Source organism: Mycobacterium sp. 852014-50255_SCH5639931, from assembly GCF_001665605.1.
Lineage (GTDB): Bacteria > Actinomycetota > Actinomycetes > Mycobacteriales > Mycobacteriaceae > Mycobacterium > Mycobacterium paraffinicum.
On the sequence record NZ_LZSV01000044.1, the window covers coordinates 1 to 17585 of the forward strand.

The 17585-nt window shown below is 67.7% G+C and carries 3 protein-coding genes; all 3 read right to left on the reverse strand.

From position 1 onward, the window contains the following. Positions 1-10481, reverse strand: a 10481-nt coding sequence (locus A5758_RS24445) for a non-ribosomal peptide synthetase (RefSeq protein ID WP_067745558.1), incomplete at its 3' end; no start/stop codon positions are given. Positions 10482-10497: 16 nt separating this feature from the next. Then, positions 10498-16737: a type I polyketide synthase gene (gene pks2 / locus A5758_RS24450; protein WP_067745561.1), complete on the reverse strand. Its 6240-nt coding sequence runs from the start codon at positions 16735-16737 to the stop codon at positions 10498-10500. A gap of 16 nt (positions 16738-16753) precedes the next feature. After that, positions 16754-17086: a hypothetical protein gene (locus A5758_RS24455; RefSeq protein ID WP_156622780.1), complete on the reverse strand. Its 333-nt coding sequence runs from the start codon at positions 17084-17086 to the stop codon at positions 16754-16756. Between the last annotated feature and the right edge of the window lie 499 nt (positions 17087-17585).

Here is a 17585-nt window from a genome sequence, read left to right on the forward strand (position 1 = left end):
GATGTGTATAAGAGACAGGGTACCGGCAGGGCCCGGGTGTCGAGCTTGCCGTTGACCGTCAGCGGCAGCGCGTTGAGCGCCACGATCGCCTGGGGAACCATGTGACCGGGCAGCCGCTCGGCCAGCGCGGCGCGCGCCGCAACGGGATCGACAGTGCCGGAGGCGGTTTCGACGACGTATCCGATCAGTCGTTTGTCGCCGGGGCGGTCCTCGCGGGTGATGACCGTAGCCTGTTCGACGCCGTCGAGTTCGGCCAACGCGGCCTGGATTTCGCCCAGTTCGATTCGATAGCCGCGGATTTTGACCTGTTCGTCGGCGCGGCCGAGGTAACACAGTTGCCCGTCGGGTCCCCAGCGCACCAGGTCACCGCTGCGGTACATCCGCGCGCCGGGCCCGCCGTAGGGGCATGGCACGAACCGTGCTGCGGTCAGGCCGGGCCGGCCGATATAGCCGACGCCGACGCCGCGTCCGGCCACGTAGAGTTCGCCGACCACTCCGGGCGGCACCGGGTGCAGCCACTCGTCGAGGACGAACAATGCCGCTGTGGATACCGGTGCCCCGATGGGGACGGTCCCCGAACCGGCCGCCAATGGGGCGGTGAGCGTTGCGTAGACGGTGGTTTCGGTGGGACCGTAGGCGTTGATCACCACCCGCCCCGGGGCCCACCGGTCCACCAGCTCGGGCGGGCAGGCCTCGCCGCCGAGCAGCAGCGCCACCGACTCCAGCCCTTGCGGGGAGAGCGCCGCGGCCGCCGACGGCGTTTGGGTGAGCACGGTGACGCGCTCGGCGATGAGCAGGGCGCGCAAGTCGTCCGGTGATCTGGTCACCTGGTCGGGCACCACGACCAGGCGCCCGCCGCCGAGTAGGGCGGCCCAGATCTCCCACACGGAGAAGTCGAACGCATAGGAGTGACACTGCGTCCACACCTGCTCCGCGGGTAGGTGGGCCGACGCTGACTCCACCAGGTGGGCCAGGTTGCGATGGCTGATCGCAACCCCTTTGGGCATGCCCGTGGTGCCCGACGTGTAAATGAGGTAGGCGATATCGTCCGCGGCGGGTGCCCGAAGGGTGGAGCGGGGTTGAGCGGTCGTGCGGTCGTCGGTGATATCGATGACGGCGAGGGCGTGACCGGCCAACCGTGGGCGCAGGGCGGTGGTGGTGACCGCGATGATCGGCGCGGCGTCACCCAACATGAATCCGATCCGCTCGTCGGGCAGGGCCGGATCGATCGCCAGGTACGCCGCCCCGGTCTTGAGGACCGCGAGCATGGTGATGACAGCTTCGGCGGAGCGTTCCAACAGCAGCGCCACCCGCGCGCCGGGGCCGGCGCCGAGGCCAGACAGCGAATGCGCCAAGTGATTCGACGTTTCGTCAAGGTCCCGATAGGTCAACGACCGGCCCGCGCAACTGATGGCCACCGCCTGCGGCGAGCGGGCCACCTGGCCGGCGAAGAGTTCCGGGATCGACACCTGCGCCGGTGCGGCTCCGGCCAGAGCCGCCCGGTTGCCCATGTCGTCGAGGCGGTTGCGCTCATCGGCGTCGAGCAGGTCGATCGCCGACAATGGGAGTTGCGGATCAGCGATCATCGCCGCGATGATCCGTCGCAGCCGGTCGATGAGCGTGTCAATGCTTTCGGCGTCGAATACACCGGTGTCGTACTCGATCCGGAAGCTCAGTTCGGGGCCGGGCGTGGCCTGCATGGTCAGTGGGTAATGGTTGGCCTCGTGGCCGGTGAACTCGGTAATGGCCAGCCCGCCCGCGCCCGCCAGCGTGGTGGCGCCGATCGGGTAGTTCTCGTAGACGAACAGGGTGTCGAAGAGTTGGTCGTGACCGGTCGTGCGGTGAATCTCGTTCAGCGCCAGGTGTTGATGGTCGAGGGTGTGGTTGTGCGCGGCATGGAGTTGGCCCAGTAGGCCGGCGGTGGTGGTGGCCGGTGTGATGGTGGCCCGCACCGGAACGGTGTTGATCAGCAGCCCCACCATGGTGTCGGCGCCGGCCAGCTCGACGGGCCGCCCGGAAACGGCGGTGCCGAAGACGATGTCGCGCTGGCTGGTCATGCCCATCAGCAGTTGCGCCCATGCTGCCTGCAGGACGGTGTTGACGGTGGTGTGCTGGGAACGCGCCAGCTCGTTCAACGCCGACGTGGTGGACTCGGTTATCGCAAATGCACTGGTGGCCTTGGTGCCGGGCTTGATTCGGGCCGGCGGGCCGACGAGCGTGGGAGTGTCGAAGCCCGCCAGTGTGTTGTGCCAGGCCGCCCTGGCGGCATCGAGGTCTCGCTCGGCCAGCCAGGTGACGAACCGGCGATAGGGGGTGGCCGGCGGCAGCTGCCGGCCCTGGTACCTGGCGAAGATCTCTTGCAACAGTATTGGTAGCGACCAGCCGTCGAGCACGATGTGGTGGAAAGTCAACACTATGCGGTGCTCGTCTTCGGCGGTGCGGATCAACGCCACCCGGAAGGTCGACGCGCCGCCGGTGAGGCCGCAGACCGCGGCGCGTTCCGCGGCGCGGAGTCGCCCGGCGCCCTCGTCGACTTCGGCTTCGTATTCGAGGTACTGCCAGGGTATTTCAGGGTCGGCAGGAATGATCTGCACGGGTTCGTCGAATTGCGGGCAGTAGCGGGCGGCCAGGTTGGGGTGTCGCCTGATGACGGTTTGTACGGCGTCGTGCAGCCGGTGGCGGTCCAGTGGCCCGGTGACGGTGATGTCGAGCTGCATCGCATACAGGTCACCGAGATCGGGAGCGGTGTGGAACAGCAGTCCCTCCTGCAAGGGGGTGAGCGGCAAGATGTCGGCGATGTCGTATTGTGCTTGCAGCTCGTCGATTTGGTGTTGGGTGAGCCGGGCGGGAGCGATGTCGGAGGGGGTCAGCCCGCCGCCGCCATTCTGGACGTGGGCGCAGATGCCGGTGAGGGCGTCAAACCAGAGCCGGCCGAGCCGGTCGACCTGGGTGTCATCGAGCGCCGAGGGCGCCCAGGTCCACGTGGCGTTGAGTTGTGGGCCGGTGTCGGTGTCGATGGTGGCGGCGTTGAGTTCGGTGGTGTGGGACAGGGGCATCGGCACCTCGGCGGCAGCGCCGGCGACCGCCAGGCTGCCCTGGTCGACCCGCCACTGGTCGCCAGAGATATGGGCGTTGGGTGGGGCGCCCAGGCGTCCGAGGTAGTTGAATCCGATGGTGGGGTCGGGCCCGGCCAGATCGGTGTCGGTGTTGAGGTATCGCAGCAGTCCGTAGCTCAGGGGATGGGGTACGGCACGCAGTTGTTCCTTGATGCGCTTGACAATTGAGCCCAGCGCCGCGTCGCCGGATGTGACGTGCTGCCACCGCAGGTCGCCGACGTTCAGTGCCACGGGGTATTTGGTGGTGAACCAGCCAACCGTGCGCGACAGGTCGACGTCGTCGACCAGGTCGTCGTGGCGGCCGTGCCCTTCGACGTCGATGCCAAGGGGGCCGTCGCCGGTGCCGAGGAATTCGGTCCAGGCCAGTGCGTAGGCGATCAGCAAGATCTCGTGGATGCCCGCGTGAAACGCCGCGGGAACGTCGGTGAGCAGCCGGCGGGTGGTCTCGGTGTCCAGCGAGACCGTCAGGTGCCCGGCGCTGGTATGGGTGTCTTGCGGTTGGGGGCGGGGGAGGCCGGCAGCGGCGCTGGTGATGTGTTTCCACGCGTCGGCCTGCTCGCTGACCGCCGGGGTGTGGGCGTGTTGCTCGAGGATTTCGGCCCAGCGCCGGTATGAGGTGCCGCCGGCGGGCAGGCTGATGGGTTGGCCGCGGTGGCGTTGGGCCCAGGCAATGTTGAAGTCCTCCAACAAAATCCGCCACGACACCGCGTCGACGGCCAGGTGGTGGATGATCAGCACCATTTGACCGGTGCTGGACACCCACAGCGCGCCGAGCATGGCTCCGGCGGCGGGGCTGAGCTCCGACCGGGCCCGGCCAAGCTCCTCATCGCTCAACACGTCGACCGTGCGCAGGCACTCACCGGCGTCGACGACCCCGATCTCGGGGACGGTCAGCGTGCGTCCCTCGGGGCCGTCCCCGTCGACTCGGAGCCGCAACACGGGGTGGTGGTCGATCAAAGCTTGCAGGACGGCGAGCACGTCGGTAGGCGTGACGCCGGGCGGCGCTTGGAGCACCATCGTTTGGTTGAACTGGTCGACGGGGCCGTCGATGTCGAACAGCCAGCGGATGATCGGGGTGGGCCTGATCGGCCCGACACCCTCATCGATGACCGTGTCGTGCCCGTCGGTGATTCCGGCGATGCGAGCCAGCCGGGCCACGGTTTGTTCGACGAAGATGTCGCGGGGGCGACAGCTCAGCCCGGCCGCGCGGGCGTGGGCCACCACTTGCATCGACAAGATGCTGTCGCCGCCGAGGTCGAAGAAGGAGTCGTCGATGCCGACCCGCTCTATGCCGAGCACCTGGGCGTAGATGGCGGCCAGGATTTCTTCGACCGGTGTGGTCGGGGCGCGGTAGTGCTCGGTGGTGTAGTCGGGCGCGGGTAGGGCGCGGGCGTCGAGCTTGCCGTTGACCGTGATGGGCAGCGCGTCCACCGCCACGATCGCTGCGGGCACCATGAAGCCGGGGAGCCGGTTGGCCAGTGCGGCGCGCGCGGTGGCAGGATCGACTGTGCCGGGGCGGGTTTCGGTGATGTAGCCGACCAGCCGCCTGTCGCCCGGGTGGTCTTCGCGGGTGATGACCGCGGCGTGCTCAACGCCCTCGAGAGCGGCGAGCGCGGCCTGGATTTCGCCGAGTTCGATGCGGTAGCCGCGGATTTTGACCTGCTGGTCGGCACGGCCGAGGTAGTCGAGTTGTCCATCGGAGGCCCACCGGACCAGATCCCCGCTGCGATACATTCGTGTTCCCGGCGGCCCGAAGGGGCAGGCCAGAAATCGCGACGCCGTCAACCCCGCCCGGTTGATATAGCCGATGCCGACACCGCGGCCGGCCACATACAGTTCGCCGACGACCCCGGGCGGCACCGGGTGCAGCCATGGATCGAGCACGAACAGCGCCGCCCCGGGCACCGGCACGCCGATGGGAACGGCCGCACGGTCGGGAGTGAGTGGGGCGCTGATGGTGGCGTAGACGGTGGTCTCGGTAGGGCCGTACCCGTTGAGCATCAGCCGGCCCGGGGCCCATCGGTCCACCACCTCCGGTGGGCACGCCTCCCCGGCGGCCATCAGCGCGACCGCCTCCAACCCGTGCGGTGACAGCGCCGCGAGCGCGGAGGGGGTTTGACTGAACACGGTGACCTGTTCGGCGATCAGCAGCGCGTGCAGGTCGTCGGGGGAGCGGGTCACCTCGTCGGGCACCACCACCAGCCGGCCGCCGAACAGCAGGGCGCCCCAGATCTCCCACACCGAGAAGTCGAAGGCGTAGGAGTGACATTGGGTCCACACCTGCTCGGGCCCCAGCCTGATTCCGACCTGCAGGGCGTCGAACAGCCGGGTGATGTTGTGGTGGCTGACCGCAACGCCTTTGGGCACTCCGGTGGTGCCCGAGGTGTAGATGATGTGCGCGACACCTGCTGCCGCCGCGGCCGGTAGACCAGTGCTGGGTTGGCCGTCAATGCGGGGATCATCGACCTCGAGGACCACCGGGTCGCACTCGCCCAAGCGGTGACGCAGCGCGGCGGTGGTCATCGACACGACCGGTGCGGCGTCCTTGCGCAGGAAGGCAATCCGCTCATCGGGGACCGCGGGGTCGATCGGCAGGTAGGCCGCCCCGGTCTTGAGCACGGCCAGGATCGCGACGATGGCCTCGGCCGAGCGGGTGAACAGCAGCGCTACATTCTCGCCCGGACCAGCACCGTATTCGACGAGCAGGTGAGCCAACCGGTTTGAGGCCTCGTCGAGTTCGCGGTAGGTCCAGGAGCGCGGCCCGCAGCGCAGCGCCACCGCCTCCGGGGCGCGCGCCACCTGCTCTGCGAACAACGCGGGGATCGAGACCGCCTCCGCCGGCCGGGCCAACACCGCGCGGTGGCCGAGCACGTCGAGCCGCGCGGCCTCATCGGAGTCGAGCACCTCGATCGACGACAACGCCACCCGCGTGTCGGCGGTCATGGCAGCCAGCACCCGCTGCAACCGGCCGACCAAGGCGATGACGGTGCCGGGCTCGAAGACGTCGGTGCGGAACTCCACGGCTCCCGAAATCCCCGCCGGCTCACCGGCATCGGTGAAGCGCTCGGCCAAGTTGAACGTCAGATCCATGCGGGCGGTGTGAGTGGCGATCGGCAGCTGCGCGACCTCCAAATCACCCAACGCCAACCCGGCGCCCGGGTCACCTGTGCTTCCCGGCAGGTTCTGCCAGGCCAGCATCACCTGCACCAACGGATGATGGGTCAGCGACCGCGCCGGATTCAGCCGCTCGACGAGCACCTCGAAAGGCACATCCCGATGCTCGAGAGCGGCAAGCCCTTTCAGCCGGACCTGGGCCAGCAGCTCGGCCACCGTGGGGTCGCCGGTCAGGTCCACCCGCAGCGCCAGGGTGTTGACGAAGAATCCGACCAAATCGTCGAGCGCGGGGTCGTCACGGCCGGCGATCGGAAAGCCGAGCGCCACATCCGAAGTCGAGCCGAGTCGCGACAGCAAGACGGCCAATCCGGCCTGCATCACCATGAAACTGGTCGCGTTGCATTCGCGGGCGACAGCCCGCACCCGCTGCTGCAACTCCGCGGGCCAATCCACCGCCACAGTGGCCCCACGCTGATCGGCGACCGGCGGATACGGCCGATCCGTGGGCAACTCCACGCGCTCGGGCATCCCGGCCAGCGCATCCTCCCAATACGCCAGCTGTGTGGCGATCGGGCTATCGGCGTCATCGAGGTCGCCGAAGTGGGTCCGCTGCCACAACGTGTAATCCACGTATTGCACCGGCAGCCCAACCCAACCCGGAGCAAGGCCCCGCTGCCGCGCCCCGTACGCCGCGGTGATGTCTCGCACCATCGGAGCCAGTGACAGCCCGTCAAAGGCGATATGGTGCACCACGATTCCCACCACATACCGCTCGGAGCCGAGCGAATAGATCTGCACACGGATCGGGATCTCGGTCGACAGGTCGAATCGATGACCGGCCAGCGACGTCAACTCGCCGGCTACATCCTGCTCAGCCAGCGGCACTATCGCGGCATCGCCGCGTTGCCACATCCGGCTCTGGGGCGGCAGCACCCGCTGGAAGGGCACGCCGTCGAGGTCGGGAAAAACGGTGCGCAGGGGTTCGTGCCGGGTGACGACGTCGTCGAGCGCCGCGCAAAGAGCCTCGAAGTTCAGTGGCCCGCCGATTCGGAAGGCGGTCGGCATGTTGTATGTGGTTGTGCCGCCCTGCAATTGCTCGAGGAACCACAGTCGCCTCTGGGCGAACGACAACGGAACCCTGGCGGGACGCTCGCCGGCCAGCAATGGCTCGCGCTTGGCCGCATCTCCATTGAGCCGGGGTGCCAGCAGCGCGACCGTGGGCGCGTCGAAGAACGTGCGCAGCGAGAGCCCGGCATCCATCGACTTATTGATCGCGGCGACCAGGCGCATCGCCGACAGTGAATCCCCGCCCAGGTCGAAGAACGACTCGTCGACGCCGACCCGCTCCGCCCCGAGCACCTGGGCGTAGATGCCGGTTAGGATCTCCTCGGTGGGGTTGGTGGGGGCCCGGTATCGATCGGCGTCGCCGTATTCGGGTGCCGGCAGGGCGCGGGTGTCGAGTTTGCCGTTGATCGTCAACGGCATTGACTGCAACACCATGAGGGCCGCGGGCACCATATATCCGGGTAGCCGCTCGGCCAACGCCGCCCGCGCGGCAGCGGGATCGACAGCCCCAGCTTCGGTTTCGGTGAGGTAGCCGATCAATCGCTTGTCGCCGGGACGGTCCTCGCGCATGATCACCGCGGCCCGTTGGACGCCATCCAGTGCCGCCAGGGCGGCCTGAATTTCGCCGAGTTCGATGCGGTAGCCGCGGAGCTTGACCTGCTCGTCAGCGCGCCCGAGGTAATCGAGCTGGCCGTCGCGGCGCCAGCGCACCAGATCCCCGGTCCGATACATCCGCGTTCCCGGCGGCCCGAACGGGCAGGCCACGTATCGCGACGCGCTCAGCTCGGCCCGGCGCCAGTACCCCACTCCCACACCGCGCCCGGCGATGTACAACTCGCCGACCACGTCGGCGGGCACCGGACGTAACCACGCGTCGAGGACGAACAACGCCGCTCCGGGCACCGGCGCGCCGATCGGCGGCGCGCCCGTTCCGGCGGTCAGCGGTGCACTCCTCGACGCGCACACTGTGGTCTCGGTGGGGCCGTAGCCGTTGACCATGACCCGCCCAGGCGCCCAACGATCGACGGTCTCGGCGGGGCAAGCCTCACCGGCCACCAGTAGCGCCGCAGATCCTAAACGTTCGGGGGACAATCCTTCGACTGCTGAGGGGGTTTGGCTCAGGACGCTGACCTGTTCGGTGAGCAGCAGTGTGTGCAGGTCTTCCGGTGAGCCCGCCATCGACTCGGGCACGATCACCAACCGGCCGCCGAACAACAGGGCGCTCCAGATTTCTTCAACCGAAGCGTCGAAGGCCAACGAATGCCACTGCGCCCACACTTGGCCCTGCGAGTTCAGCGACGCCAGCAGCTGGGTCACGTTGTGGTGGTTGATTGCAACACCTTTCGGCACGCCGGTGGTGCCCGAGGTGTAGATGATGTACGCGATGTCATCGGGTGAGGGCAGCGGCAACGCGGTGCTGGGTCGGGCGTCGGCAGCGGGGTCCGTGACGTCGATGACCACCTGGTTGCACCGGTCCAGCCGCGACCGGAGTTCCGCGGTGGTCAAGACGGCGATCGGGGTGGCGTCGTTCAGCATGAACTCGATGCGGGAACGTGGATGTTGCGGATCGATCGGCAGGTATGCCGCACCGCTCTTGAGTACCGCCAACATCGCGACGACGGCCTCAGGGGAACGGTTGAACAGCAACGCGACACACTCGCCCGGGCCCGCGCCATGTTCAGTCAGCAGGTGCGCCAGGCGATTCGCAGCCTGATCGAGCTCCCCGTAGGTCATCGACCGGCCCGCGAACCGCACTGCCACCGCCCCGGGTGCGCGCTCTACCTGCGCGGCGAATGACTCGGGAATCGAAACCGGTTGGGCGGACGCCTGTGTGAGCACCGCGCGGTTTCCCGACTCATCGAGTCGGCCGTATTCGTCGGCGCCGAACGGATCGATCGAGGAGAGCCGCCGGCCCGGGTCGGCCGTCATCGCCAGCAAGACCTCTTGCAGGCGCTCCGCCAGGTCCGTGACGCCGAGCGTCGGAAATGGTTGGCCGGTGCCCTCCGTGCCGAACAGAAGTTCGTCACCGGCGGCAGAGAAGAACAACCCGAAGCCGTCCGTCAGGCCAGAATTGGTGAATGACGCCGAAGCCGGCAGTCCGCCGAAGTCCAAGGTGAATGCGGACGGAAGAAAGTTGACGCTCACCCTGTGGGCCCGCTGGCTCCGGCCGGGGATGCGGGCCTTGCGTTCCAGGGCTTGCACCGGAAACCGCTGGTGTTGCAGCGTTTCCCGAATCCGGCGGTCAACATGCCGACAGAAATCGGCGACCGTAGCGTCCGGTGATACCGTCACGACCAGCGGCACGACCCCGGAAAAAACCCCGGGGAGGGTCTTCGACTCCGGATCGACTCGCCTGCTTACCGGGAAGTCGATTGCCACCTCAGGGCCTTGGGCGCACCAGCCGTGTACCAGCAGCGCGCACGCCGCGGTGATAACCGACGATCGGGGCATTTCGCGCACCTGTGCCGACTCTTGGATCCGGCGCAGGACCACCGGGTCCAGGCGAACCGGCGCGGAGGATCGAGAAGCGCCGGGCTCGCTCGCATCGCACTGCAGCCAGTGCCCGAATCCGCTTTCCGGAGGCAGGTTATGTGCCCAATACGCCTGATCCTCTTGATAATCGGGCGACGCTTCGTACGCTGCCTCGCACCTGATCAAGTCCTCGAGCGAGCCGAAGAACGGAGGTGGCATGGACGCGCCCGCGACAACGGCCGAGTAGAGGGTGGCGATCCGGTGGCCGACCAGCGCAATGCCCGATGCGTCCACGACGATGTGGTGGCAGCACGTGAACCAATAGCATTCGTCGGGCCGTGTCTGAAATAGCGCGAACCGGAACAGCGGTCCCGTGAGCGGCATCGGCGTGCGCTGAATGGACGCGGCTATCTCGTAGGCCTGTTGCAGGGGGCGATGCGACCCGGTCAGGTCGTGGAAAATCAGGTCGAGTTTCGGATCATCAATCGTCGTCTGGAAAACCTGGCCCTGGTCTTCAAAAAACGTTGCTCGGACCGGTTCAGCCTCCTGCAGCGCCCGGCGGATCGCCCACTCGAAGGGCTCTAGCTGTAACCGGCCCTCGATTTTCGCGAAGAGTCCAAGCTGCCACTCCGCAGTGAAGCGGCCCGTCTCCTGCGCGAGCCAAATGTCCAACTGCCCGGGCGTCAGCGGGAGCGCCCGGTCGTCACGTTCCATCCGACCCCCCTCGGTGTCAGGCCGCACTAGCGGGCGCTAGCTTCTCGCACAGCAGACCCGCCAGACTGCGGATCGTTATGGTGGAGATGTCAGCCGACGGGATGCGCACCCCCGTTTCGGTTTCGATGCGGGTTCGTAGTTCGAGGGCGCCGAGTGAGTCCAAGCCGTACCCCGAGAGCGGCCTGTCGGGATCGACGCTGCGACGCAAGATCAGGCTGACCTGATCGGAGATCATCCTCCGCAGCCATGTGGGCCACTCGTCCATCGGCAGGTCATCGAGCTCGGCACGGAGTTTGCTTGTGCCCGTTTGGTTTTGCCCGACAGAGCGGAACGCCTGCGCAAACGGGCTGCGCTCGGCCAAAAGCGCCAGCCAGGAGGTACCGGTGATCGGCGCATAGCCGGTATAGGCCCGATCGTGGCGCAGTATCGCTTCGAATGCGTAAGCGCCCTCGTCGGGCGCGATCGCAATGTTGGAATTCTCCGCCAGAGTGGTCGCACGCCCGATCTCTGCCCAGGGTCCCCAGGCGATCGCGGTCGCCGGCAGTCCCCGAGCCCGCCGCCAGTGGGTGAAGCCATCGACCCAACTGTTGGCGGCCGCGTAGGCGGCCTGCCCCGGCGAGCCCACCAGCGCGGCCGCCGAGGAGAACGAGCAGAACCAGTCCAGCGGCTGGCCCGCGGTGGCGGTGTGCAAGTTCCACGCGCCGTGAACCTTTGCCGCCCAATCGCGTTCGATCAGTTCATCGGTGATGTTGGTCAACGTGGCGTCCTCCACCACCGCGGCCGCGTGCAAGACGCCGCGCACCGCGAGCCCGGTAGCGGTCGCCGTGGCCACCAACCGGCGCGCGGTGTCGGGTTGCGCGATGTCCCCGCACTCCACCACGATGTCGGCGCCGGTCGCGCGGATCCGCTCGATCGTCTGCAGCGCGGTGTGCGTCGGCTCTGAGCGTGAAGACAGCACGATGCGCCCACATCCCGCGGCGGCCATCTTCTCCGCCAAGAACAGCCCAAGACCCCCAAGGCCCCCCGTGACGAGGTAGGCCCCGTCGGGGCGGAAAACCGGGGCCTGCGCCGGCGGTACCGTCACCCGGTGGCGGCCGGTGTGTGGGACGTCGAGCACGATCTTGCCGGTGTGCCCGGCGCCGGCCATCGTTCGAATGGCGTTGCCGGCTTCCGCAAGCGGATAGTGCGTGCTCTCCGGAATTGGGAGCACACCGTCCGCGATGAGCTGGTACACGGTGGCCAACAAGTCGTGAACCCGGTCCGGTTCGCTGTACGACAGCAGCGCCAGGTCGACGCCGTGGAACGCGAGGTTGGGCCGGAACGAGAAGAGGCCCAATCGGATGTCCCGCTTGCCGATTTCGATGAATCGGCCACCGAGAGCCAGCAATTTGAGCCCCGCGAGCTGGGCGGCGCCGGGGACCGAGTTGAGCACGATGTCTACGCCGTACCCGTCGGTCTGGCGCCTGATCAGGTCGGCGAACTCGGTGCTGCGCGAATCGTAGACATGCTCAATGCCCATGTCGCGCAGCAGTTGTCGGCGGTGCTCGCTGCCCGCGGTGGCGAATATTTCGGCACCTGCGGCCCGGGCCATCGCGATCGCCGCCTGTCCGACCCCGCCCGTACCGGAGTGGATCAACACGCGATCACCGGCCTTGATATGAGCCAGGTCGTGCAGGCCGTAATACGCGGTGGCGTGCGCGGTTGGCACCGCCGCCGCCTGCCCATCGGAGAGTCCGGCCGGCAGCGTCACCGCCAGGCGAGCGTCACAGGTGATGAACGTGCCCCAGCAGCCGTCGCCACACAGACCCCCAACATGATCGCCAACCTTGTGGTCGGTCACCCCCGGTCCGACGGCGGTCACCACGCCGGCGAAATCGGTGCCTAGCTGCTGTCGTCGGCCCTCGAAGGCGGGATAGCGGTCGAACGCGACCAGCACGTCGGCGAAGTTGATGTTGGAGGCACTGATTTCCACCTCGATCTGGCCGGGGCCTGGTGTAACCCGGTCCCGGGCAATGAATTCCACCGACTCCAGATCGCCCGGCGTGCGGATTTGCAGGCGGATGCCGTCGCGCTCGAGGTTGGCGATGGTGGTTCGCCGCTCCTCGGGCCGCAGCGGGCTGAGGGCCAACCGCGCCGTGTACCAAGCGCCGTGCCGCCAGGCGGTCTCGTCTTCCTCCGACCCGGCGAGCAGTTGGCGGGCGAGCTGCTCGGCCTCGGTGTCGTCGTCCATGTCTATCTGGGTGACCCCCAGGTGCGGATGCTCGGCGCCGATCGCCCGCAGCAAGCCCCGCAGCCCGGCCTGCTCCAAATTGGGCACGTCGCTGGCCACCACGGTCTGGGCGTTGTGCGTGACGATGTAGAGGCGGGGGAGTTGGCCGGGTGTGTCGGGCAGTTCGCGGATGACATGCACCAGGTGTTGCACGGACTCGAGGCCCAGCGCCGGCGACCGGTCATCGGCGTCACCCTTCCCGGGCCCCGCCGCGATCACCAAACCGCTGAATGCGCCGGCACGCAGACGATCTCGAAGCTGTTCGGAGTTCGAGGTGTGATCGGCGTGCGGCGGCCAGCACATCGTGGTGCATTGTGCGCCAAGCTGTTTCAGCGCCTCCGTCAACGGGGCAACGGTGTCTGCGGCGGTGCCGATGACCAGCCAGGCTCCGGGGTTGCGGTGTTCGGCCTCCGGCAGTTCTCGCTGCCGCCATTCGATCGTCAGCAATCGCTTGGCCAGCAGCCGTTCGTCGTGGTCGTTCTCGGCTGCCCCGGCACCCAATCGCAGCCCCTGCACGGCGAGCAGGACGACCCCGTTCTCATCGAGCATTTCGAGGTCAGCCTCAACTCCAGAAGCATCGGCTTTCGTCACCCGTGTGTAGCAGTAGCGGACGCCGCGGGCAGGACCGTAGGAGCGGAGCCGCCGGAGCCCGAGCGGCAATGCCAGCGCGTCTTCGCCCAGGGATTGCAATTCGGGGTGGGCCGCGACGGACTGGAAGCAGGCATCCAGCAGCGCCGGGTGCACCCCGTAGGCATCTTGTTGCGAGCGGATTTGACCGGGTAGCGCGACCTCGGCCAGCACGGTGCGGGTTGTCCCCGCGCCGATGTGCAACGCGGTGAGTCCACTGAATGCCTGACCGTACCGAACACCACGCTCGTCCAGGCGCCGGCGCACCTCGGCGCCGTCCTCGCGGCCCGGGTGCGCGGCGAGCAGCGCGGAGATGTCATGTGGGGGCGGGGGATCCGCCGCGGCGGCATAGAGCCCAGCGGTGATCAACTGCACTTGCTCGCCCCCGTCATCGGACTCCACCGCGAAATCGGCGACGCCCGTTGATGACAACGCTGTCGAGGCTCCGATGGTGGTCTGTTCGTCCAGCAGCAGCGCCTGCTCGAAGTGCAAGTCACGGACCTCGGAAGCGTTGCCGAAAACGGTGCGCGCGGCCGTCAGCGCCATTTCGCAGTAAGCAGCGCCCGGAAACACGGTCACATCGCGAACCTGGTGATCGCCCAGCCAGGGCTGGGCGGCGGTGCCGACCTCCGCCTGCCAGACGTGGCGTTCCGGTTGCTCCTGCAAGCGCACGTGGGCGCCCAGCAGCGGATGCACCGCAACGGTGCAGCCGCCGTGCGTTGAGGGTTGACCGCCGCGGCTCAACAACAGCCGTCGGTGCGTCCAGGTCGGCAGCGGCGCGTCAACCAGTCGCCCGTCCGGGTAGAGCACGGAGAAGTCGATCGCGGCGCCCGCGCTGTACAGATCCGCGACAAAGCCACGTAAGCCGTAAGGCTGTGCTTGCTCGCGACGCATCGCGGCCAGGGCGGCCAGCGGCATGTCGAGACTGCGGGCGGTCTGCTCGACCGCATGGGTGAGTAGCGGGTGGGGTGCCAGCTCCGCGAAGACGCGGTACCCCTCCTCCAGAGCGGCCCGTACCGCCGGCGCGAACCGCACCATCTGGCGCAGGTTTTGCACCCAATACCCGGCATCGCAGACCGGCCGCTCGCGCGGGTCGTAGAGGGTCGCCGAGTAGAAGGGAATTTCGGGCGGCATCGGATGTAGCCCGGCGAGCGCGTCGGCCAGATCGTCGAGGATCGGATCCACCTGGGGGGAGTGCGAGGCGACGTCGACGGCGATCTCGCGGGCCATCACGTCGCGCGACTCCCAGGCCGCGACCAGGTCGCGCACCGTCTGGGTGGCACCGCCGATCACCGTGGATTGCGGCGACGCCACCACCGCCACCACGACATCGTCGACGCCCCGGGTCACCAATTCCGAAAGCACCTGCTGCGCAGGCAGTTCCACCGAAGCCATCGCACCCGCGCCGGCGATGCGGGACATCATGCGGGAGCGCCGGCAGATGACGCGCAACCCGCCTTCCAGCGACAGCGCTCCCGCGACGACGGCCGCAGCGACTTCACCCAGGGAATGCCCGATGACCGCGCCGGGATGCACCCCGTAGGAGCGCATGGTGGCGGCCAGCGCGACCTGCATGGTGAACAGGGTCGGCTGAATCCGGTCGATACCGGTCACGGTCTCCGAGGCGGTCAGCGCCTGGGTCACCGAGAACCCGGCCTCGCCGGCGATCAGTGGCTCGGCCGCCGCGACGGTCGCCGCGAACACCGGTTCGGTCGCCAGCAGCTGGGCTCCCATTTGAGCCCACTGCGAACCTTGCCCCGAGAAGACCCAGACCGGCCCGCGGTCATCCTGCCCGACCGCGGCCTGATACGGAGTGTCGCCGTCGGCGACCTCGCGCAAAGCCTTCACCAGCTCCGGCCGGCCACTCGCAATGACGGCGGTGCGTACCGGGCGGTGCACGCGCCGACGCGCCAGGGTGTAGGCCAGGTCCGTCAGGGCCACATCCTCATGCGCTGCGACCCAGTCGCCCAGGCGGCCGGCGGTGCGACGCAATTCGTCGGCCGAGGTGGACGACAGCGGGAAGAGCAGAGGTACGGCCGACTCGGGCACAGCGGCTTCCGGAACCTGCGCCGGGGCTTGCTCCACTATGGCGTGTGCGTTCGTTCCCGAAAGCCCGTACGACGACACCGCCGCCCGCCGGGGATGATGACCATTCGTCGGCCACGGTGTGATCGTCTGCGGCACAAACAGTTTGGTGTCGATTGCGGCCATTTCGTCGGGCAGCCGCGCGAAGTGCAGATTCTGCGGGATCATGCCGTGCTGCAACGCCAGGATCGTCTTCATCAGCCCGAGCGTTCCGGCGGCCGACTGCGCATGACCCAGGTTGGTCTTCACCGTCGCCAGCGCGCAGGGGACGTCGGTGCCGTAAACGGCGGCCAGGCTGGCGTATTCGATCGGGTCACCGACGGGCGTGCCGGTGCCGTGCGCCTCGACCATGCCGACGCTGCGGGCGTCGACGCCGGCGGCGGCCAGCGCCGCCCGGTACACCGCGGTCTGCGCCGCGCGCGACGGTGTGGCGATGTTGACGGTGTGGCCGTCTTGGTTGGCGGCAGTGCCGCGGATTACCGCCAAAATCCGATCACCGTCACGCAGCGCGTCGGGCAACCGTTTGAGTAATACGACGACGCAGCCTTCAGCAGACGCGAACCCGTCAGCCGCGACGTCGAACGCATGACACCGACCGGTGGGGGAAAGCATGCCTTCCGCGGAACCTGCGACGAACTTCCGCGGATCCAGGATCACCGCCGCGCCACCCGCCAGGGCAAGGTCGCTTTCACCGTCGCTCAGGCTGTGGCAGGCCAGGTGCACCGCGGTCAGACCCGACGAACATGCGGTGTCCACCGTCATCGCGGGACCGTGAATGCCCATGGCGTACGCGATCCGCCCCGACGCCAGACTGAAGCTGCTGCCGGTGAACCCGTACGGCGCCTCCACCGCGTTCGCATCGGCGGCCAGCAGTTGATAGTCGCCGTGCGTCAGACCGACGAACACACCGGTTAGCGAGTCGGCCATGGTCTCTCGCGTCAGGCCGGCGTGCTCCATGGCCTCCCAGGAAGTTTCCAGCAGCAACCGGTGCTGGGGGTCGATCGCGGTGGCCTCGCGCTCGTTGATCCCGAAGAACTCGCAATCGAACCCGGCGACGTCATCGAGGAACCCGCCCCACTTCGTCACCGACCGACCCGGAACCCCCGGCTGGGGGTCGTAATACTCGTCGGCGTCCCATCGGTCCGGCGGCACTTCCGTGATCAGGTCGTCCCCACGGTGCAACGCCTCCCACAGCCGCTCGGGGGAGTCGATGCCGCCAGGCAGTCGACAGGCCATGCCGATGACAGCAGTGGGAGTGAAAGTTGGTTTCTCCACGGCCCTTCACCTCTTCTTATCCGGCGGGGCGGTAACCGCGGTCGAATTCGTATTTGTCGATGGGCGCGCCTGGTCGAGTCGACGCATCTTCGACAATTGGTTGCGGCGGGATACGACCGATGCCGGACGCCATACCGGTGCGCATTCCAATTGATCGACTGTCGGGCTCACGGGCCGGAATCGCCAGGTCTACCAGCGCAAAGACATAACCGAAGTTCGGTTCGACGGCCGAATAATCGGCCGTCCCCTGGAAAATTCGGCCGTCCACCTCGAAGAAATCGGCGCGGCGTGGTTCCGGCCCTCGCTGCACTTTGCTGATTACCCGACTAAGCAAATCTGGGGTGCCCAAAGCCCCGGTATTCGGCAATAGGCTCGGTCGGCATTTGGTACCGAAGTGGCCAGAGTTTCGCGGAGGCCGGACATTTGATTGTCGCCTCGTCATTGGAAGGGCGGGGTCCTCAAACTCCATCCGACTTCGCCCGGCTTGAAGCCATAGGAATGGACGACCGGGGTGGCTCGGCCGCCGTCGTTTCGTCGTCGCGCGCCGCGAAGATGCAGCGCGAATGGCTGCGATCTCGACCATCCGGCAACCGGCTGCGACTCGGGCGGAGGCCCGCCAGAAGTTGTCCCGCGCCGGTTGTCGCCGGCCCAGGCGAACAAGTTGTCGTTGTCGTCGTCGACGGGTTGATCATCGGCTCTCCCACCGCAAGTCGACATGCGTGCAACAAACCATACATAAGGTGACCCCGGAGCGCGCCGGGTTGAGGCAAATTCTTCGAAGCGACCTAGGAGTTAGCTGTGCGTTAAGCCGCGATTGGTCGCACGGCCGGCGGGGAGGCGCTGGGCGG